The organism is Patescibacteria group bacterium (assembly GCA_028707065.1).
GTDB lineage: Bacteria > Patescibacteriota > Patescibacteriia > Patescibacteriales > WJLG01 > JAQTUZ01.
In genome coordinates this window covers 1-20,720 of the sequence record JAQTUZ010000015.1, presented here as the reverse complement: position 1 = coordinate 20,720, position 20,720 = coordinate 1, and the positions used below count along the sequence as shown (strand labels likewise).

Genomic DNA, 20,720 nt, shown 5'->3' with positions numbered 1-20,720 from the left:
GGGAGCGGATTCTGCCGATGCGGCGCAAAATCGTCAGACTCCTCTAGCGGGAGATTCGGACGAGACCAAATTATCGTAATTATTGGCCCATCTTTAGCTTATTTAACATCTCCGGAGTGATACTCTTCTGAATATCCTGCAGATTGATCTGTCCGGTCGGATTTACGCCCAAGAGATCCTGATACTGGCTGATGAGCGGCTTAATCAGCGGCGGGAGATAAAAGATCGCCCAAATTATCGGCCCGACGATTATAATGAAATAAAAAACGGAAACAATCTTCTGCCAGATAAAATGCCGCTTGATGCTTTTAAGCATCTGATGATTTTCCTCGGACAACTTGGTTAATTTTTCCAAACTTTGCTTTAAATCTTCATCCATTTTGGTTGATTGGTTAATTAGTTAATTAGTTTACAAGTTTATTGTTTTATAAACATAAAAATTAGTAAACTAATTAACCAATTAACTAATTAACTAGTCCCCCTCACTTCACATCTCTTAACAATTTTCCGCCCGATCTCGGCAAACTTTTCCATCTCCGACGAAGTAAATCCGGGCTTGCCTTTCAGGGAATTGTCGATCAAATCCGTGTCGGATTTGAAATTCTGCAAATACCACTTATCCGCGCCTTTAATCAACTCCCCTATTTTTTCAATCCCGCCTGCATCAATAAACCCCGGCACGCAAGTTGTTCTGAATTCATAAGGCAAGCCGCTTTCCATAATCAGTTTAACACTTTGATTAATCTTTTCAAAATCGAATTTAGTACCAGTTGCGCGCGGATAATCTTCAGGCGCGGCTTTTAAATCCATGGCTAAATAATCTATCAACTTATCCGTTAATAGTTTTTCGAGCATGGCCGGATCAGTGCCATTGGTATCTAATTTTATTTTATAGCCCAAGGCCCCGATGCGGCGGATAAATTCCGGCAAGTCCGGCTGCAAGGTCGGCTCGCCGCCGGTAATCACCGCCGCATCGAGCTTTTTCCGGCGGCTCTCTAAAAAAAGAAAAAGATCATCCTCGTTTAACGGAGTATGATCTTGATCTGTTTCTTTGCCTTGCGGCAAAGTATTTCCACTCCTATCCCCTTGTTGGGACAGGACAAGCATGGGATTATAGCAAAACGGGCAGCGGAAGGTGCAACCGATCGTAAAAATTACTGCTGAAACTTCGCCCGGGTAATCGATCAAACTTAATTTTTCCAAACCGCCGATCTTCATAGCAAGTGTCACCGGTTAGGACCGGCTAACCGACTATAAAATTAATTAAAATCTTTTTTATCGACGGAAAAAGTTTTCCGGTCGGCGAACTCGGACTTCTTGCCCTTGTTCCAGTTCTTGACCGGCGCCAAATAACCGACGACGCGGCTGTAAACAACACATTCTTGCCTTTCGATTTTTGTGGGACTCATAGCTCCCTGTTAAAAATTAAAAATTACAAATTAAAAATTACAAATTACCCGGCAAACATTGAAAATTTATAATTTAAGTCGTATTTTTTTAATTTTTTATTATTTTTATTTTAATTAAATTAATAACAAATTTAATTTGTAATTTATAATTTGTCATTTGTAATTGCCTTAGGCAATTGCCTTGATAATATCCCGCTCTTTGCCGACGCGAACTTCTTCAGCCGTCGCAACTTCCAGCGGCAGATCAATCCCGGTCTGGCGCACGATCATCTCGTCGCTGGCAATTTCCCGGTAACCCATTTCCTCGTCGCATTTGGGGCAATATTTATGCTCACCCGACAAATAACCGTGTTTAGGGCAGATGGAAAAAGTCGGCGTCAAAGTAATGTAAGGCAGGTGGTAATTATAGAAAATTTTCTTAATCAGCTGTTTAGCCATCTCCGGATCGTCAATCATTTGGCCCAAGAAGCCGTGCAAAACCGTGCCGCCGGTATATTTAGTCTGCAATTCATCTTGCAGGTCCAAAGCTTCAAAAATATCATCGGTATAATTAACCGGCAGATTAGTGGAGTTGGTATAATAAGGAACGGCGCCTTTTTCCACGACCTGCTTCTCGTTAGCCACGATAATATTCGGATAAATTTCCTTGTCTTTTTTGGGGAAACGATAAGTTATGCCTTCGCCGGGAGTCGCCTCTAAATTATAAAGATTATTGGTTTCAGCCTGATATTTTTTCAATCTCTCGCGCATAAAATCCAAAATTTCCAAGGTGAATGCTTTGCCTTCGACGGAGGCGATATCCCTTTTCATGAAGTTGAGCAAGGATTCGTTCATGCCGTTGATACCGATGGTGGAAAAATGATTTTGCCAATACTTTCCAAAACGTTCTTTGATGTCGGACAAATAAAACTTGGAATAAGGATACAATCCGTCATCAGTGAATTTCTCGATTATTTTTCTTTTGATCTCCAGGCTTTCTCTGGCTAAATCCATCACGCGCTCCAGCCTTTTCTTATAATCTTCTTTATCGCGCGACAAAAAACCGATTCTGGCCAAATTTATCGTCACCACGCCGATTGATCCGGTCAAAGGATTGGCGCCAAATAAGCCGCCGCCGCGTTTGCGCAATTCGCGATTATCCAAGCGCAAGCGGCAACACATGCTCCGCGCGTCATCAATTTTCATATCAGAGTTAACGAAATTGGAAAAATAAGGAATGCCGTATTTGGCGGTCATCTGCCAAACTTTGGCAAGCGACGGTCTGTCCCATTCAAAATCTTTATCAATATTGTAAGTCGGGATCGGAAAAGCGAACATCCGGTGTTTGGAATCGCCTTCCAGCATCACTTCGGCGAAAATATCGTTGAACAGATCAATTTCTTCCTGAAAATCCTGGTATTTTTCCGGCATGATCTTGCCGCCGATAACCACGCATTCTTTAGCCAAAGTTCCGGTCGGCTTGACATCCAGAGTAATGTTGGTAAAGGGAGTCTGGAAGCCGACGCGGGTCGGGACATTCATATTAAAAACAAATTCTTGCATCGCCTGCTTAACTTCTTTCCGGCTCAAGCCATCATAGCGGATAAAAGGCGCCAATAAAGTATCAACATTGGAGATGGCGTTGGCGCCGGCATCCTCTCCTTGCATCGTATAGAGGAAGTTAACCAGCTGGCCGAGCGCGCTGCGGAAATGCTTGGCCGGCCCGGATTGCGTTTTCTCCTCCACGCCGGTAAAGCCTCTCGTTAATAAATCTTTCAGATTCCAGCCGCAGCAATATGGCGCGAGAATTCCCAAATCATGAATATGAAAATCAGCATTGACATGAGCATTCCTGATTTCGGTCGGATATAATTTATTCAGCCAATATTTGGCGGAAATGGAAGACGCCAGATAATTGTTCAAACCTTGGACAGAAAAACTCATATTGCCGTTTTCCTTCAAGCGCCAATCGGCCTGCCCCAAATAGTCTTCCATCAATTTTTCATCGTTGGTCTTGGCGTTCAAATCGCGCAATTGGCGATGCTGATCGCGATAAAGAATGAACGCTTTAGCCAGCGGGATCTGCTTGCTTTCAATCAAGGTTTCTTCGACGATGTCCTGAATTTCTTCAACCGCCGGGATGCTGCGCGCATGGAATTTTCTTGAGAGTTTGTCCACAACTTGGTTGGTCAATTTTTCTGCCAGATCAGAATCAATAATACCCACTGATTCTTGCGCCTTACTAATGGCTTTGGTAATCTTTTCCCGGTTAAAATCAACGATTTCACCCGAGCGTTTGCGGATTTGCGAAATAATATTAGGCATAGCAGCAAGTTAGAAGGAAGAAGTTAGAAGTAAGAAAATTTTCCGATTTCTCACTTCTGACTTCTTACTTCTTACTTTTCTTTTTATCCTCCAAAATTTTATTTAAAGTCTCCTTAAAATCTTTGGCGTTCTCAAATGATTCGTAAACCGAGGCAAAGCGGATATAGGCGACTACGTCAGCCTCTTTCAAATGCTTCATTACAATCTCGCCGATCTCGCTTGATTCCACTTCGCTCTTTTTTAATTGCTGGATATCCCGCTCGATATTATGAACCAACTTTTTAAAATCATCATCAGTAATCGGCCTTTTTTCCAAAGCTTTTTTCAAGCCGGAAACCAATTTATCGCGGCTATAGGCTTCCTTTTGGCCATCGCGCTTGATAACCGCCAGATCCAATATTTCCATTTCTTCAAAAGTGGAGAAACGAAAACCGCATTTCTCGCATTCGCGGCGGCGCCTGATCGAAAGCCCGTCAGAGGCCACCCGGGAATCAATGACTTTAGTATCTTCAAAATAGCAGATCGGACAAATCATAAATTCTAGCAAGAAATAAGTAGAAAAATTGGGTATATAATGCGAATACTACGAATTGTTCGCGAATACAACGAACATTTTAACGAACCTCATCCCCTGGACTGACCCATGCTTCACTACGAGTTTCTGCAAATTTGCAGACGGCGAAATAGCTGTTTTTCGATTTGTAGCGTTCGTAGTATTCGAAAATAATTCGCGGTATTCGTATTATATTACAAACAAATTTACTGCTCTCAAGTTCGATGGGTGGGGAAGTTGACTTATCCTGTATTTTGTGTCTTAATCATCACTCAAACACCATATCTTGTGGTATCTAATTATATTATACACCTAAAAAAAGTCGCGGTCAAATCCCCTTCCCCACCAAATTTTAGACAAAGATTAGCCTCTTTATTTCTAAATAATTATCCACAGGCCCGCCCATTGCCATTACGCAAAATTAAATGTGGATAACTCAGAAAAATGAAAAAGCGCGATGAATTTTCTCCCGCGCTTTTCTGATCTTATTGCCCCGATAATCCTCGGGCCGTCCAAGCCGCCGCCCGGCTAGTACGGATTTTCTCGAAAAAAATGGCTTACGGGCTCATAGCCATCTTCGCAGCCTAAGCCGACTGCCGCCTCATTAAAATCATCATTCAGTTTGTGAAAATCCGCGCGTACGTTAGTCGTACCAAGGAGTATCCGATCGGGATAGCAGTTGTGTCCTGCCGAACCCACGGAAAACAGCGAGTATTCCTTGCCGGCTAACTTTGCCGCGAGCTTAGGCATAAAATTGACAGGCACTCCATGCTTCACGTCTTTATCCCCGGAATATTTTAATTCCAGAAAAACCATATCTCTCATATTTGCCATAAAGTCCCCTTTCGGCTGAAAAAAAATGAGCATTTTCCTGTTAATTGAATTAACTTTATAATATCAGCTGATTGGCGTCAATGCCCGGTTGAAAATTATCAGCCGATATACTATAATGACACTATCTTGTTTAAAAAATAAATTTATTTTCATGAAATCATCGAAAAGTCTGGCAATCTTCGTTGTAACCTTATTAATCATAATAGGAATGGCCAAGACAGCGCTGGCCCAGGATGTCCGGTCTGATTTTGACCCTAATTATATTATCAGCGACGCGGAGATCTTAAACTATAACTCGATGACTGCCCCGGAGATCCAAAAATTTCTGGAAAGCCGCGGCAGTTATCTGGCCGCTTACGCGGTAACCGACCCCAATACCGGGATCAACGAAACCGCGGCGCAGGCGATCTATGACCGCTGCCAGGCCAATAAGATCAGTCCGCGTTTTGTTTTAGTGCTTTTGCAAAAAGAACAGGGCTTGGTCGAAGATCCCAATCCTTCCCCGGGAAGCCTTGATTGGGCAACCGGTTATGGCTGCCCGGACGGCGGCGGCTGCAACGCCCGCTGGCAAGGTTTATGGAAACAGGTGAACAGCGCCACGCTGCAATTTTACGATTATATGGTCAATCCGGGCGATTATGGCTATCAAAAGGGAAACACTTATGTTTTTACCAATAAGTATTCGACGATCGTCGACGGCCCGGTTAGCGTGACCCCTTATAATATCGCCACGGCCGCGCTTTATAATTACACGCCGCACGTTTACAACGGCAATTATAATTTTTACGTGCTCTGGCAAAAATATTTCGCGCGCAATTATCCCGACGGCTCGCTGTTGCAGATCAAGGGCGATAAAACAGTTTGGCTGATCCAAAACGGCAAGAAACGCCCCTTTACTTCGCTCAATGTTCTCTCTTCAAGATTCGATGCCAATAAAATCATCTTAATCGAAAAAGCCGACCTGGATAAATTCGGCACCAGCACGGCGATAAAATTTGCCAATTATTCTTTGATCCGCTCGCCGCGCGGCACGGTCTATCTGCTGGTTGACGATCAAAAACGCGGCTTCACTTCCAAGGCGGTCTTTAAAAAATTCGGCTATAACCCGGTTGAAGTGGTGGCCGCCGGCTGGGATGATATTAATTCTTACCCCGAAGGCGCGCCGCTCTACGCCACCTCGACTTATCCGGCGGGCGCGCTGCTGCAGGACAGCAAAACCGGCGGCGTCTATTGGGTTTATGAAGGCAAAAAAGCGCCCGTACCCGACAAAATCTTGCTTACCACCAAGTTCAAAAATAAAAAAATTATCAAAGCTTCCGCCGCGGAACTTGCCCAATATCCCACCACCAACCCGGTGCTTTTCGGCGATGGCGAGCTCTTAAGCTCTCCTTCATCGCCAGCCATCTATCTTATTGTCGGCGGAAAAAAACGGCCGTTCATGTCCACCGACTTGTTCGTAAAACTTGGCTATAAACTTTCCAACGTGATCAAGGTCTCGCCGCAATTCCTGGCCAATTATGACAACGGCGAAGTTATAAAGGAAAACAACTTTTGATCGCGGAGCATAGAACATAGAACAAAGAGCATCAGAAATGATCCTTGTTCTTTGCTCCATGTTCTCGCCGTTTAATCACTACCGCTTGATTATAAAAAAATAAATCAATTTAACCGCCACCGCCATGTCTTTACGTCTCGCTGCCATCGTCCCCCACCCGCCTCTGCTTATTCCTTCCATCGGCAAGGAAAATATTTTGCGTTTGGAGAAAACCAAGAATTCTTATTCCAAGATCGAGGAGGCGCTGACCGCGGAAAAGATCGAGACGATCGTCATCATCTCTTCCCACGGTCTGGTCAGGGAAAATGTCTGGAGCATAAATCTGGCCGTTGATTTTGCCATTAATTTTGAAGAGTTCGGCGACTTTTCCACCAAACTTAAAGTCGGCGGCGATCTGGAATTGGCGCAGTCGATCCGCGAAAGCCTGATCGAAAACGATCGCGTGCAGGCGATCTCCCAGCCGATCCTGGACCATGGCTGCGGCGTGCCGCTTTACTCGCTGCTTCTGAATCAAAAAAATATCGAGATCGTCCCGCTTTATATTTCCGGCCAAAGCCTTACCGAACATTTTAACTTGGGCAAAATGATCGGCGCGCCGATTAAAAAGGGCCAAAAAAAAATCGCCGTTCTGGCTTCCGGCGATCTGGCGCATACCTTGGAAAAAAAATCGCCGGCCGGATTTTCTCCCCGCGCGGTCAAGTTTGACCAGAAAATAATCGAATTATTGCAAAATAAAGCTATTGAGGAATTCTTAAAACTTGATGAAAAATTGATCGCCGAAACCAAACCGTGCGGGCTAAAGGCGATCGCCCTGCTTTGGGGAATTCTCGGCGCCAACGGCTATGAGATCGATTCGACCGACTATGAATCCCCTTTCGGCGTCGGCTATCTCTCGATGATCCTGAAACCGCTACCAAACTAAAAAATCACCTTCAATGGTGATTTTTAAAAATGCGAAGCAACAGAACAAAGAGCAAAGAACAAGGAGCATTTTTAATCAACTTTGTTCTTTGATCTTTGTTCTCTGTTCCAACCATCTTCTTGGTAAAAAATATTTTTACTCATTTTTCCTCAATATTCCTCAGGCGTTTGCTTTCAGCATCGACTACTTTCAAAAAATATTTCCACTTCTCTCCGCTCTGGCATAGCTCTTTCGTGTCATTAAGGCATCTTTCGACGAATTCTTTGGGATAATCGCGGCAAATTTTAAAAATTGAATTTCGTTTAAACGCCGGTACCCCTAAATCGGCAATGACTCTCAACGCCAAGTCCTGCCAAGCATAAGCCGGCGGCTTCTTTACCGCGCGGCCTTTTTTTTGGATGAATATCGATCCTAAACTCTCGAATTCACCTTTATTATCATTTCCCATAAGATTTGCCTTTCCGCCTTTTTAATACTATAATTTATCATGTAATTAGGTTTTTTTCAATGTCTTAATGTAATACTAATGTCATACGAATACATACTAATATGACGAATAAAGTGCTTAACAAACATTCGTCGTATTAGTATGTATTCGTGGATTAGTATTACATTCAAACATATTTCAATATGGGTAATGTTTTGAAAATATTGACTCTGCCCGACAAAGCATTGCGGAAAAAATCAGAAGTGATCGGCGAAGATCGGATCACGGCCAAGGAATTCCAGGAACTAAGCGATGATCTGGGGGAGACAATGATCAAAAAAGAAGGGGTGGGGCTGGCGGCGCCGCAGATCGGCAAAAATGTCCGCCTGATAGTCGTTAACACCAAGAACGGCCCGATTTTTTTATTCAACCCCAAGATCGTGCAAAAATCCTGGCTCAAAGAATGGAACGAAGAAGGCTGCCTGTCAGTACCGCTGATCTTCGGCGACGTCAAGCGCCACAAAAAAATCACCTGCGTTTTTTGCAACCGCCGCGGCGCCAAAGAAAAAATTAATGCCTCGGGATTTCTTGCCCGGGTGATCCAGCATGAGATCGATCACTTGGACGGAATTTTATTTGTCGATAAAGCGAAGAATTTAAAAAAATAGATGAAGAAAAAAAAGAAATTTGAAATTAGAAATTTGAAATTGAGAAATATAATTTTAAAATGCAAATTTCCAATTTCAAATTTCTAATTTCTTTTTATTTATTTTTCTGATCCAAAACATTATTAATCCCAATACTGCAATCACTAATAATATTTCAACTATTGTTTTAAAGTGTTCCGCGATAACTTCGATCTTTGAACCTAAATAGTAGCCGCCGACAGCTAAAACCGAAACCCAGATCGCCGAGCCCAGAAAAGTGTAAAGCACGAACTTGCCGAAATTCATCTTGGAAAATCCGGCGGGAATAGAAATAAGATGCCTGATGACCGGCAAGAGGCGCCCGACAAAAATCGAAATTGAACCGTATTTTAAGAAAAACTTTTCCGCTTTTTCCACCTTCTCCGGAGTGATGCGCAAAATTTTCGCGATCTGATGATCGGCCAAGATCAGAATAACCGCCCGGCCCAAGAGCCAGGAAATCCAATAACTAATGGTAGCGCCGATCAAACTGCCAACGACGCCCGCCACGATGACCAGCCAAAGATTCATTTCTCCGCGCGCCGCCAAAATTCCCGCCGGCGGCATTACCAGCTCGGACGGCACCGGAACGATCGAGCTTTCCAGCGCCATTAAAAAAACAATACCCTGATAACCGAGGTGGCCGAAAATATTAATCAAATTATTGATAAAATTCATAATAAATTAATTATAGAGATAATTTCTGTTTTTGTCATCCCGAGCGCGTCGCGAGGGATCTATTATCCGAGAAAGCGTTCATATTTCAAAAAAAATTTTGAGCGAATCAAATATCAATTAAACATAAATAATTTTGATATGAGGAGGGAATATCAATTTTTCGTTTATCTTTTAACCAATTATCGCAAAACTGTTTTATACACGGGAATGACCAACAATCTGGTCAGAAGAATGATCGAGCACAAATTCGGCTTCGGTTGTGCGTTCACCCGCAAATATAAAACGAAATATTTAGTTTATTACGAACCGCACGGATATTTCAACCGGGCGGTCGAAAGAGAAAAAGAATTAAAGGGCTGGTGCAAAAATAAAAAAATAAACTTGATTAAAAGAGATAATCCGTTATTATTAGACTTGTCAGATAAAATTATTAGGGAATCCGGGTATTCAAATGAAACTATAAAAAATCTGGCTGAGGAAATCCGCGCATCCTACAAAATAGATCCTTCGCGCGGCGCTCAGGATGACAAAACGAGAAGGGTATCGCTTTGTAATAAAGCATTCTAAACAGTAACTTATGAAAAATAAACTTAAAATAATATTCGCCGGCACGCCGGACTTTGCCGTTCCGGTTTTCAAAGCGCTGATTGCGGACACTGACTTTGAAATTGTTGCTGTCATCACTCAAGCAGACAAGCCAATCGGCCGAAAACAAGAGCTTACTTCGGGGCCGGTCAAAACCGTCGCGCTAGAAAATAATTTAAAAGTTCTGCAGCCGGCAAAAATAAAAGATATCAAAGATGAAATTGCCGCGCTTAAACCTGACTTTATCGTCGTAATCGCCTACGGCCAAATTATTCCGCAAAGCATCTTGGACATTCCAAAATTCGGCTGTATTAATATTCATGCTTCCCTTTTGCCCCGCTGGCGAGGCGCGGCCGTGATCCAAGCGCCGATTTTATCCGGCGATACCGAAACCGGCGTGACGATCATGAAAATGGATAAAGGCTTGGACACCGGGCCGATCATCGCCCAGATGAGGATCAATATTTTAAAAAATGAAACTGCTGAAACTTTGCACGATGAATTAGCCAAACTAGGAGCGCAAATGCTGCCGGAAACTTTGAAAGCATTTGCCTCGGGCGTTATGGAACTGAAACCGCAGAATGAAAAACTGGCGACTTACGCGCGAGAACTTAAAAAAGAAGATGGAAAAATCGACTGGGCTAAACCGGCAGTAGAAATCGAGCGGATGGTCAGGGCTTATATGCCGTGGCCGTCGGCCTTCGGACAATTACAAATTAAAAATTATAAATTACAAATTATTAAAATTTTAGAGGTTGAAAACAATGTTCTGCCGATAAATAAATTTAAAATTGGGGAAATTTTCTTGGATAACGAAAAAATGGCAATGCAATGCGGTGACGGGGCTTTGGTGATTAAAAAATTGCAGTTGGAAGGCGGCAAGCCCATGACAGCCGAGGAATTCCTGCGCGGCCACGCCGATTTCATCGGTTCGATCTTGTCTTGACTTTAAGCAACTTTTTATTTATACTATCTGCAAATCTCACCCAGAGGCTGACCACCCTTTGGGTGGCATCCTGTCTAATTTCTATCTATGTGGTTTGTATATTTAATACAGAGCAAAAAAGATCGTACTTTTTATATCGGGTATACTGACGACATAAGAAGAAGATTAAAAGAACATAATGAAGGGCGAACAAAATCGATTAAACATAAGATTCCCTTTGTCTTAAAATATTGCGAAATCTATTGCAATAAAACAGTCGCAAGAAAAAGAGAGCTGGAATTAAAAAATAACAGTTTTAAAAAGAAAGAATTATTAGACAGAATCAAATACGTAAATGACAAGTAAAATGATTCACCCGGACAGCCTTCGGCCTGGGTGATCATTTGCTCGCCCGCAAATGAGGTCCCTTCGTCTAACGGTTAGGACATCAGGTTCTCATCCTGAAAATAGGGGTTCGATTCCCCTAGGGACTACTAATAAACTTCTACCAAAGGACGGTATTTTGCCAAATATACGCCGACATTGACAATATTAGCAATAATCATTGACAAGGATATTTCTTTATGCTATACTTCTAGTGTTAGGTAAAAACTGACCGTTTCTCCATAAAAGAGAGGCGAAGATAGTGCTAAAGGAAATTAAGTCGAATTTCCCGGCGCTAAAACTAATTAACAAACTAGATTTTTACATTTACATGCAAGGATCCATCAAAAAGTTGACCGACAGAAACTTTGGCTTCATCACCCCTGCCGACGGCAGCAAAGATCTGTTTTTCCATGCTTCGAGCTTGGAAGGAGTCGATTTCAGCGAGTTGAGAGAAGGTGACGCCGTCACTTTCGAAATCGGCGAGACCCCTAAAGGTCCGGCCGCGGCTCAAGTTAGAAAAGCTTAATAACTTTTTTAAATAAATAAAAAATCATCCGCCTAGGGCGGATGATTTTTTATTGGAAAATTTATTACGGATTTATCTTATTGCTCCGGAATAGGCGATCGCGGCGACCGTATTCCAGTCTTGCGCCGAGCTGGGCAATCTCCCGAAAATATTTTCGAAAGTATTGATGCTTACCGTTTCACTCTTTAAATTGCGGTTAACGGCCTGCTGCATCAAGCCATAAGCCATAATCGTTACCGCGGCATTATCGTTGACGTTGCTCATGTTCGAAGCGCGCAAATATACTTTTTGGAATTGCTGTTGGGCCCAAGCTATCGAGCTCGCGCTGGTTTGCCCCGGCCAGCGGCCGTTGGCGATCTTAACCACGTCCGTAAAATCCGTTTGCGTGGTGGGCAGGCGGTAGAACGCGGATTTGAACGAATTGACGACCGCCGCTCTTTGCCCGGCACCCAGCTTGACGGTATTGTAATCAACCCCGTAAGTTATGAAATTATTGATATTGCTAAGCGTGGACGAGGGCACTGCCGCGACATTCTTGATCAAGCTTTGCAGATATTTGATCTGCGCGGCTTGCTCGGCGATCGTATTTTTCATTTCATTCAATTGCGCCAAAAGCGAATCGATCGAGCCGCTGTATAGCTGGCTGGCATTATCGTTAATGGCGATTATACTGGCCGTTGCCGCGACCGGCGCGGCTACCGTAGCGACAGGACTCGCGGTCACAACACCGGTAGCGCAAAATTCATCGTAATAGGAATCAAAAGTGCCGTCAGCGATACATTGTTCCTGGAAGCGGGAATTGCAAGTGTAGTTATAATAATTGGCAGTATCCAAATTAACCTCCTGCAGATGACCCTGTACCAAACGACCCGGGCCGAAGCTTGTCAGTTGAGGATAATTCTGATCAACCGGCGCTCCGGTGGCGCAAGATCTGATGACGCGGAAAAGTATCAGTCCGCTGGTGACCGAAGCGGGATTGGTTATCTGGTGATTTAAATAATTACTGCCATAAGTCGAGCTGATCAAACTCTTAAGATCCTGCCCGGCGGGAAGGACCGGTTCGGTTACGGCCGGAGGGATATTGGTGGTGGCTGAAGAAATCGTGAAATAATTATCACTCAAATCATAATTGCCGGTATCTCCCCCGACACCGTTTCCCAAAAGCAAATTGCCAACCGTACTTTTAGAAACCGCGATAATCTTATAATTACCCGGGTATAAATTAAAACAACTGCCCATCGCCGCATCGCAAATCGTCTTGCCGTTCCAAACCAGCTGTCCGTCCGGATAGTTATGTGTATCAATCCATCCCAGCAATGTTCCATTCATTTGACCATTGACAAAACTAGCGTCGTAACTGGCTACTCCGATCTGCACGACATCCTTGCCGCCTTGCCATTTAATGGTGATATATTCTCCCTGCTGATAATTCTCTCCGCCGTTGGGAAATGTTATTTTTACCTGATTTTGCGCGGCGCTGGCGGCAGCCGTTTCTCCCCAGCTAGTCTCACTCTTAACCACGTTACCATTGGCATCTTTAGCATTTACATAAAGAAAATAAGTCGTCGCCGGCTTCAATCCGACCAAGTTAACGCTGTGATTCGTGGATAAATCGGATGTACCCTGCCATGACCAAGAATCCTGACCATATTCCCGATAAAAAACGATACTATCAGTATTGACATTGGTAATCCAATTTACAGTTAAACTATTGGAATTTATAGCGGCGGTCGGAACGCCAAGATTGGAAATTATTATGCTCACCGAACTGGATTTGGGCAAGCGCTTTATCTCGCTTGTCGCGTTCTGCCCATTAACGGTAGTGCAAATAATATAATAATAATAATCGGTGTTAGGCGTTAAATTCGATAACTGCGCCATGAAATAAAATTTTCCGTCATTGGTCGGTAATCCGGTTTGAATCAATTGTCCGTTAGCGCTCATTATCCCGCTCAGATCGGAATTCTTGCTGAAATCAACGCCGCAATTGGCATTAACATTGGTAGTCCAATAAATAATCCCCTTGTTCTCGCTGGTGATAGTGGCGGTGCCGGGAGTGATAACCAGGGTCGGAACATCGAAATTAGACGAATGCTCTACTACGTCAGAGCCGTTATAAGGTACTTCCAATTTATTATTATTCTCATTCGACTCGGCCACGGTATTATTGTAGTCGGCGTAGGCATCGATAGTATAAGAAGTGCTGAGTTGAAAATTTATATCATCGAGTAAATAATTCTGCTTATTAAAGATGATCGAATAATCCTCTCCGGCCGCCAAAGTCGTCTTGCCTAAAAATCCGGCGTTGATCAGGGCCTCATATTCATTGGCCGAGCCATTTTTATTATAAGTAACCCTAACTGTGGAATTTGAAATATTGGCCGCAGCCGTTCCGGTATTCGTCAGGGTGACGCTGATGGATTGGCTGGTCGTATTTGCAAAAATCGAGCTAATGACCAAATCGGATTTGGCGTCAGAAGGCACGACCACGGTTTTTTCCAAGACGTTATTATTCTCGTTTGTCTCCGCGACTGTATTATAAACATCAGCATAAGCTTTGACTAGGTAAGTTGAGCCGGAATTAAAATTGATATCAGCTAATAAATAGTTGGCTTTATTGAATAAGACGGAATATTCTTCCCCTGGTACTAAAACCGCCTTGCCCAAAAATCCCGCGTTGATAAAAGCGTCATATTCGACTGCTCCATTATTCAATCCGTAGGTAGCCCACACCACTGAATTTGTAAGGTTGGCATCAGCCGCCCCGATATTTTTCAGAGTGACATTGATGGATTTGTCAGCCACGTTTTCGGTAATAGAACTGACGATCAGATCGGGTTTGATCTCTTCCGCTTTGGCGTTTTTAACGCCCGAAAAGGCGATAAAAAGCAGGATTAATGAAAACACAATCAGGATTTTTTTGTTCATAGATTTTATTATTATTTTTATAAAGTTAAAATTATGAAACTTATGAAAACCAGGCCTTAAATCGTGAATCTCGATATCCCCCTTTACCCTTTTTGTTTTTTGTTACCATACCATTAATCGCTGAATTATGCAAATTCCCTTGCTTTTCTACCAAGATCCGCCTCCGCCGCCGCCAAAGCCGCCGCCGGAAAAACCTCCGCCGCCCATGCCGCTGCCGCCGCTCTGCGCCGACGCCGCCATCGACATATTAGCCGTTGAAGAAAAAGAATGGAGATCGTCGGTAAAATGAATAACGGAAAAACCGTAACCGGCCGGGTAAACGTACCAAGCTGGCGGCTCGGTATAAATTCCTTCAAATTGCCCGGCCCAGGCTTTTTCCACGCCCAGCGCCATGGCATAGGGCAAAAATCTTTCAAAAGTCCGGGGATTTTTTTCCGGCGCGTTATGGAATTCGAGGCGATCTTTTTCCACCACGCCCAAATATAATTTCAAACCCTTGAGATAATTTTCCGTTTTCACGCCCTTGACCGTTCTCTGCCCCATAAATTGCGCGAGGACAATAAATAAAACGCCAGGCGCAATTAATGAAATTAATAAAGCAATGCTATTTGCCATTATTAAAGCGAAGATTCCGCCGCCGATCAATAACGAACCGGCAAAAGATAAAGACAACTTCAGCGCCTTTGTTTTCGTGGAAAAGTAACCGGCGCTATCTAACTTCTCATGAACGGCCGCCTTGACTGACTGAAATTTGCTTGCCGCGCCGAAATCCTGCTTGATCTCCGACAGCTTGCGCTCTTTATCAGGAACCAGAGCATCAAGCAATTGCCGGTCAAAGTCATTATTCAACAATGAAGAATTTTTCAACTTCTCCAAAAGGTAATCTGCGCCGATGCCGATTCCCATTATCTTCACCCCTTCCTGCCGGATTATTTTAAGATAGCCGTTGATCGCCAAATAAATTATTTCCGCCGACAGATCTTTATTGTCAGCCCGAGTATCGATCAGCGTGCCAACTTCGATCGGCGTCAGATTATCCGGTACGTCGTATTGCGCCACAATTGGATTTTTATCCTCGGGATCGCGACCAAATCTCAACCAGACAAAGAATAGAATGATCAAGGCGAAAATCGGAATGCCAAACGCCCAATTATCTTTAATAGCATCAATTAATCTTCCCCGAGCTGTCGGCTCGGCCACTAAACCCTTGGGGAAACCGGCGACAATCGTCATCCCTTCTCCGGCGGCCAAATTTGCCGAAGAATATAAAACAGCATGGCCGCTCAAATTACTCTGGCATTCGGTCTGGCTGCCATAAGGACCATAATAACAGGCGGAGGAAATTTTATTTTCGTCGACGCCAGTCGGTAAAACAACCGTGGCTTCGACCTGGTTAATGTCCACTGTCCAGGCGTTGCCAGTCGTATTCCAGTAGAGTTCATCGTGGTCGGAAAAATAATTTATCGCCCGCTTGATCGTATAATTTATGACGTAATAGCGCACACCCGAAATCAAAGTATCGGCATCACCGATCTTGATCCTGATATTTTTTCCCGCGGGAGAAGTGGAAAATTTATCCGCCCGGCCGTTCTCATCAGTGACTGAAATCTGCGAAATTTTCAAATTATAATTCAAGCCGTTGCGCTGGTATTTTACGGGAATATCGCGATAAATTCCGCGCCGCTCCAGATCGCCGAAATCGTAAAATATTTTTTCCGTGACATTGATGCTCGCGTCCGGATTAATTCTGATCGACGTTTGAAAATCATTGATCTGCTCGGCCAGAACACTCTGGCAAATCAAAAAAGAAAAAACAAACGCTGCCGCGATAAAAAATATTTTTCTGTTCATATTATATTTATTACCCCTATTAGCTGCAGTCCGCTCCGCGAGACTGCAGCATGGCAAGACTTGTTTATCATGTTGTTTTGTGCCGCCTTTTCGCCGCAGTCCGCCGCGCGAAACTGCGGCGCGGCCAGTAGAGAGAGATACTTTTTACTTTCTTGTCCCGCCGCGGCGGGATTACTTTCACTTACTATTTTACAATTTTCAACTCAATGACCGTCCCCTTCCCCGAGGCGGTCGGATCATCTTTCAGGCTGGCGTCAATATTAGATAAAGTGCCGGATATTTCCTGCCCGGCGAAAGAATCGGTCGCGCTATATTGAATATTGGAAATAAGCATTGGAATTTTTCCCAGATCGGCCGCGGTCGGGATCAGCTCGACTTCGAAACCGACGCGATAATTTCCGCCCGAGGCGGCAATATCATCGACTGTCCAGACGACTTTGCGGCTGATCTGGCCGTAGCGCAAATCGCCGGCCAAAACCGTTTTCTGCTCGGTCCAGCCGACATTGGCGGGCAGATCCGCGCTGACCGATAAATTTTTCAATTCATTGCCGGCGTTATTGATCTCCCAAAATATCCAATAATGCGTGGGCACGTCCACTATCGGCGGCAGCGGACCGACGCCCAGCTGATCGCCTTGGGCGCTGTAATAAAGTCCCTTGGAACCGATTTGCAAATCGGATAAAAATTTAATTTTCGGGCTGAACATCTGATATTCGACTTGCCGGCCGCCCGCCTGGTAATTGATGTCGGCGATGATGCCGGTTTGCTGATCAACGCTGATCGTCTTGCGCGAAAGTAAAGCGGAAAAATCAACTTCGCCGGATTGTCCCGCGGCCAAATCTCCCACGACAATGGTATTGCCGGTCGTCTTGAACGCGCTCGCGCCGGTCAGCGCCAAATTTTTAAGGACCACGGCGCTGTCCGCGGCCACGATCGTCAAACTCGCGTTATTGATCGCCGCCCCTTCCTGATTGGTAAAATTCAATTTAAAATTCACGGCTTCTTCGCTCTTGATGATTTTTTTATCGGCGGAAATGGTAACGCCGAATTTCGGCACGGTCACGTTAAGCGCGAGATCGGCCGTTGTTTGCTTCATCTTTTGCCCGTCCAAATTCAAATCAGCTTCAAGCGTTGCCGCTAAACTTCCTTCGGGCGCGCTCGCCGCCGCTTCATATTCGATCGCCAAACTTTGGCCGGCCTTCAGGCCGTTAACGATAATGACGCCATTGACCAGATTCGCCTGATCCGACGAAATACTTTTAATGATTATCGGGCTGTTGGCAAAAGACAAATCGATTTCTTCCGTCACGTCGGCCAGGCCGTTATTTTTCAAATTGATGTTTCCGGCAAAATCGAGATTTCGGTAAATCTGTTTCGGAGCGTCAAAACTTACGCTCAAGACGGATGATTCCAGAGAAAAAATATAAGAACCGAGAATATTGGCGGCCCGGCCGTTTTCCAGATAATTCAAAGAATAGTTGAGAGTTTGCGGCGAGCCGACCGCTCCCTGCGCTATGCCGGTGATTTTGACTTTGCCGTTGGCGCCGCGGGGCAGATCGCCGATCGTGAAAGTATTGGTTTGATCGGACCAGATATTTTGCGGATTAGCCGCGAGCAAAACAAAATCTTCCGGGAAAACCAGCGAAAGCGTGGCTGATTTTATATCCACTTTGCCGTTATTTTTATATTGGATAGTGAAAGTTTCGCTCTGGCCGCTTATCACGCTGTCGGCGGCGACGGTGGCTTGCAAATCGATCTGCGCCTTAGGCTGAAAGGTGTAAAAATACAAGAATATCAGCGCCAAGCCCAGGATCAACAGCACAAAAAAGATATCGGCCGCCAGATGGAACTTGCTGTCGCGGTAAAATCTTTCATGGCGCTTTTTTAAATGCTTGGCCAGCGGACTAGCCATCACATTGATCGTGCCGATGATGATGTTGCCGCTTTTCTTGAGATTAAGCTTCCCCTTGACCAGCTCAACCGCGTCGTCTTTTCCAAGTTCGGCAAGAACCTCCGTAGGCGTAATCTCCTCCGCCTCGATCACGGGTGAATTTTTCTGATTTTTGTCGTTCATATAGTTTAAAATTAATTATACATTTATTTTAGGTCTTGCGCTATCGGCACTGAGAACAAGGAGCAAAGAGCACAGAGCAAATCGAAAAAATGTTTTTTGTTCTTTGATCTTTGTTCTGATTGTTTTATCAGCTTAAATCTATTATCAATAAGAAGTATTCCCTGCGAGTATTTCGTCTTTGCCATCGTTATTGATATCGGCCGCGACAACCGTCAGGCCGGCCGTTGCCGCCTTGTCATAAGCTAAAAATTGCGAGATCAATTTGCCGAATTTATCCCAAACCCTGACTTGCGGCTGAGAGCCGGGTCCGGCTCCGGTGATGATTCTTTTCTCGTTTGTCCCGCCTAAATTTCCTACCGTAATTGATACGCCGGAACGTAAATTTTTATCATAGGCGAAAAAACCGCCCAGAACCTTGCCGTCCCGATTAAAAATCCGCACTTGCGGGCCGCCGCCGACGCCCGCGCCGGTAAATATTTCGTCCTTGCCGTCATTATTATAATCGATCGCCGCCACATTGACTCCGCCGCGGAAATTGCGATCATAGGCGAAAAAACCGCCGGAAAGCAAACGGCCGTCAGTGCTGAAAATTCTTATCTGCGGACCGCCTCCTTTGCCAGCTCCGATAACCAATTGCTTTTGGCCGTTGCCGTTCAAATCGGCGATCGCCAAAGAAATATCCCCCTTAAACACGCTGTCAAAAGGCTTGAATGATTTTAAAACTTGCGCGCCGCGATAAATCGTGATCAGGCCATTGCTGTTTACCAGAGTTTCGTTGATCTGATTATGATCAATATCGGCGGAAATGATTTGCGCGCCGCCGGCGTAGCGAGAATCAAAAGCGAAAAATCCGCTGCGGGTTTGATTGCCGGCTTGGTCAAAAACGCGGAAAAAAGTTCCGTTCTTGAAAACCGCGTCAGTGATGATATTCTCCGTGGTTTTGCCCGAAGAAACCGGTTGAGCCGGCGTTGCCGGAGTTGGCGCTCCCGCCGCGGGCGCAAGCTGGCCGGCGCTGGGAATTTTTCGGCTGGCCAAATCGCCCAATAAAATTACCGCGTCTTTAGAAGCGATGCTCACCAAATTTACCCGCGAACCGTTATTGACGTTCGGATCTTGCGTGCCGCTTAATTTATTAAAGGCTTCATCGGTAAAAACGTAATTTTGCGTCTGGTCGGTGGAATTAACCACGACAATACCATTGTTAAAATCGCGGCGCCACAATCCCTTCTTATAAGTCTTATTGCTCTTGTCCAAAATATTAATCGGCGCGGATACGGCGTTGCCCAAAGACGCTTTATATTCGTCATACCACCAGGTCTGTGAATGGTCATTGACGCCATAATCAAAAGAAAAATTGCCATCGCCCAAGAGCGCCGAACCCAAAGAAAAACGCATTTTATGATAATCGCTCACCCCCCAAGTATTATTGGTGTTGGAATTCAGAATGCCAACATAGGGTTGGGAAAAATTCTTAATATCGGTGTAAGATTTCATCGAGCCGGCCCAAGTGCCGTCCGCTTCCCAGGGAGCGGGAAAACTTTCCAGCATGATGCCGTTCAAATATGGCTGATAGGCTGTATCGTGCCGGCTATTGGCCGCGATCAGATATTTGCCGCCGAAAAGCGCTTGTGTTTTAGCCAACATTTTTTTATTGCCTGCCGCCCAGGCATTATCCATCGCGCTTTTGCTATCAAGCTGGCCATCGTTATTAGTGTCGAGGTTGCCGCCATTGAACCAGGAAATATCCGGCCAGATATTATCAAAAAAGACGCCGTCCCAAAGTCCCGTGGACATAATTCTGCTATTGACGAATTCGGGCAAAAAATCATTCCAGCGTTCTCCGGCAGCTGATTGTCCGGAACCGTCAGTAATATTCAACATCCTGGTTTGCGACCAAAAGGAAGTGAAGCGGCCGCTTTTATCTTTTAGCCACCAAGACGAGTCAATCTGGCTCAATAGCTCGTTGCGTAATTTTCCCAGCGTCGAATCCTGCGGCGTACTATCTATTTCTTCGGAAGTGATATAGGCCAAAATGATAATATTTGGATTTAATTGGCGCAATTTTCTTAGAGTGGC

Annotated in this window: 18 protein-coding genes and 1 tRNA gene; 7 read left to right on the top strand and 12 right to left on the bottom strand. The window is 44.6% G+C overall.

Annotation, left to right across the window (positions count from 1 at the left end; translation table 11 throughout):
* Positions 1-79 precede the first annotated feature (79 nt).
* The 6 genes from PHE24_05185 to PHE24_05160 all read right to left on the bottom strand — a co-directional run bounded on the left by PHE24_05185 (position 80) and on the right by PHE24_05160 (position 5,100).
* Positions 80-379, bottom strand: coding sequence for a hypothetical protein (locus tag PHE24_05185; GenBank protein ID MDD4902499.1), 300 nt, complete (start codon positions 377-379; stop codon positions 80-82).
* A gap of 89 nt (positions 380-468) precedes the next feature.
* Positions 469-1,218 (bottom strand): anaerobic ribonucleoside-triphosphate reductase activating protein, encoded by a 750-nt coding sequence (locus tag PHE24_05180; GenBank protein ID MDD4902498.1) that lies wholly within the window; start codon positions 1,216-1,218, stop codon positions 469-471.
* A gap of 41 nt (positions 1,219-1,259) precedes the next feature.
* A complete protein-coding gene (locus tag PHE24_05175; protein MDD4902497.1) occupies positions 1,260-1,409 on the bottom strand; it encodes an anaerobic ribonucleoside-triphosphate reductase in 150 nt (49 codons plus the stop codon).
* Between the two features lie 168 nt (positions 1,410-1,577).
* The gene (locus tag PHE24_05170; protein ID MDD4902496.1) at positions 1,578-3,713 is read right to left on the bottom strand and encodes a ribonucleoside triphosphate reductase; all 2,136 of its coding nucleotides are present in this window, start codon (positions 3,711-3,713) and stop codon (positions 1,578-1,580) included.
* A gap of 64 nt (positions 3,714-3,777) precedes the next feature.
* Entirely contained in the window at positions 3,778-4,248 is a 471-nt protein-coding gene (gene nrdR / locus PHE24_05165) for a transcriptional regulator NrdR (protein ID MDD4902495.1), read from the bottom strand.
* A 546-nt stretch (positions 4,249-4,794) separates the two neighbouring features.
* Positions 4,795-5,100 (bottom strand): hypothetical protein, encoded by a 306-nt coding sequence (locus PHE24_05160; GenBank protein MDD4902494.1) that lies wholly within the window; start codon positions 5,098-5,100, stop codon positions 4,795-4,797.
* A 208-nt stretch (positions 5,101-5,308) separates the two neighbouring features.
* Between PHE24_05160 and PHE24_05155 the strand changes: the two genes are divergently transcribed.
* Both PHE24_05155 and amrB read left to right on the top strand, forming a co-directional pair.
* Positions 5,309-6,655: a hypothetical protein gene (locus tag PHE24_05155; GenBank protein MDD4902493.1), complete on the top strand. Its 1,347-nt coding sequence runs from the start codon at positions 5,309-5,311 to the stop codon at positions 6,653-6,655.
* Between the two features lie 124 nt (positions 6,656-6,779).
* Entirely contained in the window at positions 6,780-7,577 is a 798-nt protein-coding gene (gene amrB / locus PHE24_05150) for an AmmeMemoRadiSam system protein B (protein MDD4902492.1), read from the top strand.
* A 139-nt stretch (positions 7,578-7,716) separates the two neighbouring features.
* On the opposite strand, the gene PHE24_05145 is transcribed toward amrB, so the two are convergent.
* Complete coding sequence (locus PHE24_05145) at positions 7,717-8,025, bottom strand: hypothetical protein (protein MDD4902491.1); 309 nt, start codon at positions 8,023-8,025, stop codon at positions 7,717-7,719.
* A 182-nt stretch (positions 8,026-8,207) separates the two neighbouring features.
* Between PHE24_05145 and def the strand changes: the two genes are divergently transcribed.
* Entirely contained in the window at positions 8,208-8,672 is a 465-nt protein-coding gene (gene def, locus PHE24_05140) for a peptide deformylase (GenBank protein MDD4902490.1), read from the top strand.
* Between the two features lie 75 nt (positions 8,673-8,747).
* Here the strand turns inward: def and PHE24_05135 are convergent, their stop codons facing one another.
* On the bottom strand, positions 8,748-9,368 hold the full coding sequence (locus PHE24_05135; GenBank protein MDD4902489.1) for a DedA family protein: 621 nt from the start codon (positions 9,366-9,368) through the stop codon (positions 8,748-8,750).
* 138 nt (positions 9,369-9,506) lie between these two features.
* Between PHE24_05135 and PHE24_05130 the strand changes: the two genes are divergently transcribed.
* The 4 genes from PHE24_05130 to PHE24_05115 all read left to right on the top strand — a co-directional run bounded on the left by PHE24_05130 (position 9,507) and on the right by PHE24_05115 (position 11,791).
* Positions 9,507-9,935, top strand: coding sequence for a GIY-YIG nuclease family protein (locus PHE24_05130; protein MDD4902488.1), 429 nt, complete (start codon positions 9,507-9,509; stop codon positions 9,933-9,935).
* Positions 9,936-9,945: 10 nt separating this feature from the next.
* On the top strand, positions 9,946-10,899 hold the full coding sequence (fmt, locus tag PHE24_05125; GenBank protein ID MDD4902487.1) for a methionyl-tRNA formyltransferase: 954 nt from the start codon (positions 9,946-9,948) through the stop codon (positions 10,897-10,899).
* A gap of 401 nt (positions 10,900-11,300) precedes the next feature.
* Positions 11,301-11,372 (top strand) — tRNA-Glu (locus PHE24_05120).
* A 221-nt stretch (positions 11,373-11,593) separates the two neighbouring features.
* Positions 11,594-11,791, top strand: coding sequence for a cold shock domain-containing protein (locus PHE24_05115; protein MDD4902486.1), 198 nt, complete (start codon positions 11,594-11,596; stop codon positions 11,789-11,791).
* A gap of 72 nt (positions 11,792-11,863) precedes the next feature.
* Here the strand turns inward: PHE24_05115 and PHE24_05110 are convergent, their stop codons facing one another.
* The 4 genes from PHE24_05110 to PHE24_05095 form a co-directional block, all read right to left on the bottom strand.
* The gene (locus tag PHE24_05110; GenBank protein MDD4902485.1) at positions 11,864-14,719 is read right to left on the bottom strand and encodes a CARDB domain-containing protein; all 2,856 of its coding nucleotides are present in this window, start codon (positions 14,717-14,719) and stop codon (positions 11,864-11,866) included.
* 147 nt (positions 14,720-14,866) lie between these two features.
* Entirely contained in the window at positions 14,867-16,570 is a 1,704-nt protein-coding gene (locus PHE24_05105; GenBank protein ID MDD4902484.1) for a DUF2207 domain-containing protein, read from the bottom strand.
* Between the two features lie 184 nt (positions 16,571-16,754).
* A complete protein-coding gene (locus PHE24_05100; protein ID MDD4902483.1) occupies positions 16,755-18,644 on the bottom strand; it encodes a hypothetical protein in 1,890 nt (629 codons plus the stop codon).
* Between the two features lie 144 nt (positions 18,645-18,788).
* Positions 18,789-20,720: putative glycoside hydrolase (locus PHE24_05095; GenBank protein ID MDD4902482.1), on the bottom strand; the 1,932-nt coding region annotated here is incomplete at its 5' end.

Excerpts from the sequence above, each read along its gene's own strand:
- PHE24_05185 (MDD4902499.1), bottom strand. The coding sequence starts at position 379 with ATGGATGAAGATTTAAAGCAAAGTTTGGAAAAATTAACCAAGTTGTCC.
- PHE24_05180 (MDD4902498.1), bottom strand. The coding sequence starts at position 1,218 with ATGAAGATCGGCGGTTTGGAAAAATTAAGTTTGATCGATTACCCGGGC.
- PHE24_05175 (MDD4902497.1), bottom strand. The coding sequence starts at position 1,409 with ATGAGTCCCACAAAAATCGAAAGGCAAGAATGTGTTGTTTACAGCCGC.
- PHE24_05170 (MDD4902496.1), bottom strand. The coding sequence starts at position 3,713 with ATGCCTAATATTATTTCGCAAATCCGCAAACGCTCGGGTGAAATCGTT.
- nrdR (MDD4902495.1), bottom strand. The coding sequence starts at position 4,248 with ATGATTTGTCCGATCTGCTATTTTGAAGATACTAAAGTCATTGATTCC.
- PHE24_05160 (MDD4902494.1), bottom strand. The coding sequence starts at position 5,100 with ATGGCAAATATGAGAGATATGGTTTTTCTGGAATTAAAATATTCCGGG.
- PHE24_05155 (MDD4902493.1), top strand. The coding sequence starts at position 5,309 with ATGGCCAAGACAGCGCTGGCCCAGGATGTCCGGTCTGATTTTGACCCT.
- amrB (MDD4902492.1), top strand. The coding sequence starts at position 6,780 with ATGTCTTTACGTCTCGCTGCCATCGTCCCCCACCCGCCTCTGCTTATT.
- PHE24_05145 (MDD4902491.1), bottom strand. The coding sequence starts at position 8,025 with ATGGGAAATGATAATAAAGGTGAATTCGAGAGTTTAGGATCGATATTC.
- def (MDD4902490.1), top strand. The coding sequence starts at position 8,208 with ATGGGTAATGTTTTGAAAATATTGACTCTGCCCGACAAAGCATTGCGG.
- PHE24_05135 (MDD4902489.1), bottom strand. The coding sequence starts at position 9,368 with ATGAATTTTATCAATAATTTGATTAATATTTTCGGCCACCTCGGTTAT.
- PHE24_05130 (MDD4902488.1), top strand. The coding sequence starts at position 9,507 with ATGAGGAGGGAATATCAATTTTTCGTTTATCTTTTAACCAATTATCGC.
- fmt (MDD4902487.1), top strand. The coding sequence starts at position 9,946 with ATGAAAAATAAACTTAAAATAATATTCGCCGGCACGCCGGACTTTGCC.
- PHE24_05115 (MDD4902486.1), top strand. The coding sequence starts at position 11,594 with ATGCAAGGATCCATCAAAAAGTTGACCGACAGAAACTTTGGCTTCATC.
- PHE24_05110 (MDD4902485.1), bottom strand. The coding sequence starts at position 14,719 with ATGAACAAAAAAATCCTGATTGTGTTTTCATTAATCCTGCTTTTTATC.
- PHE24_05105 (MDD4902484.1), bottom strand. The coding sequence starts at position 16,570 with ATGAACAGAAAAATATTTTTTATCGCGGCAGCGTTTGTTTTTTCTTTT.
- PHE24_05100 (MDD4902483.1), bottom strand. The coding sequence starts at position 18,644 with ATGAACGACAAAAATCAGAAAAATTCACCCGTGATCGAGGCGGAGGAG.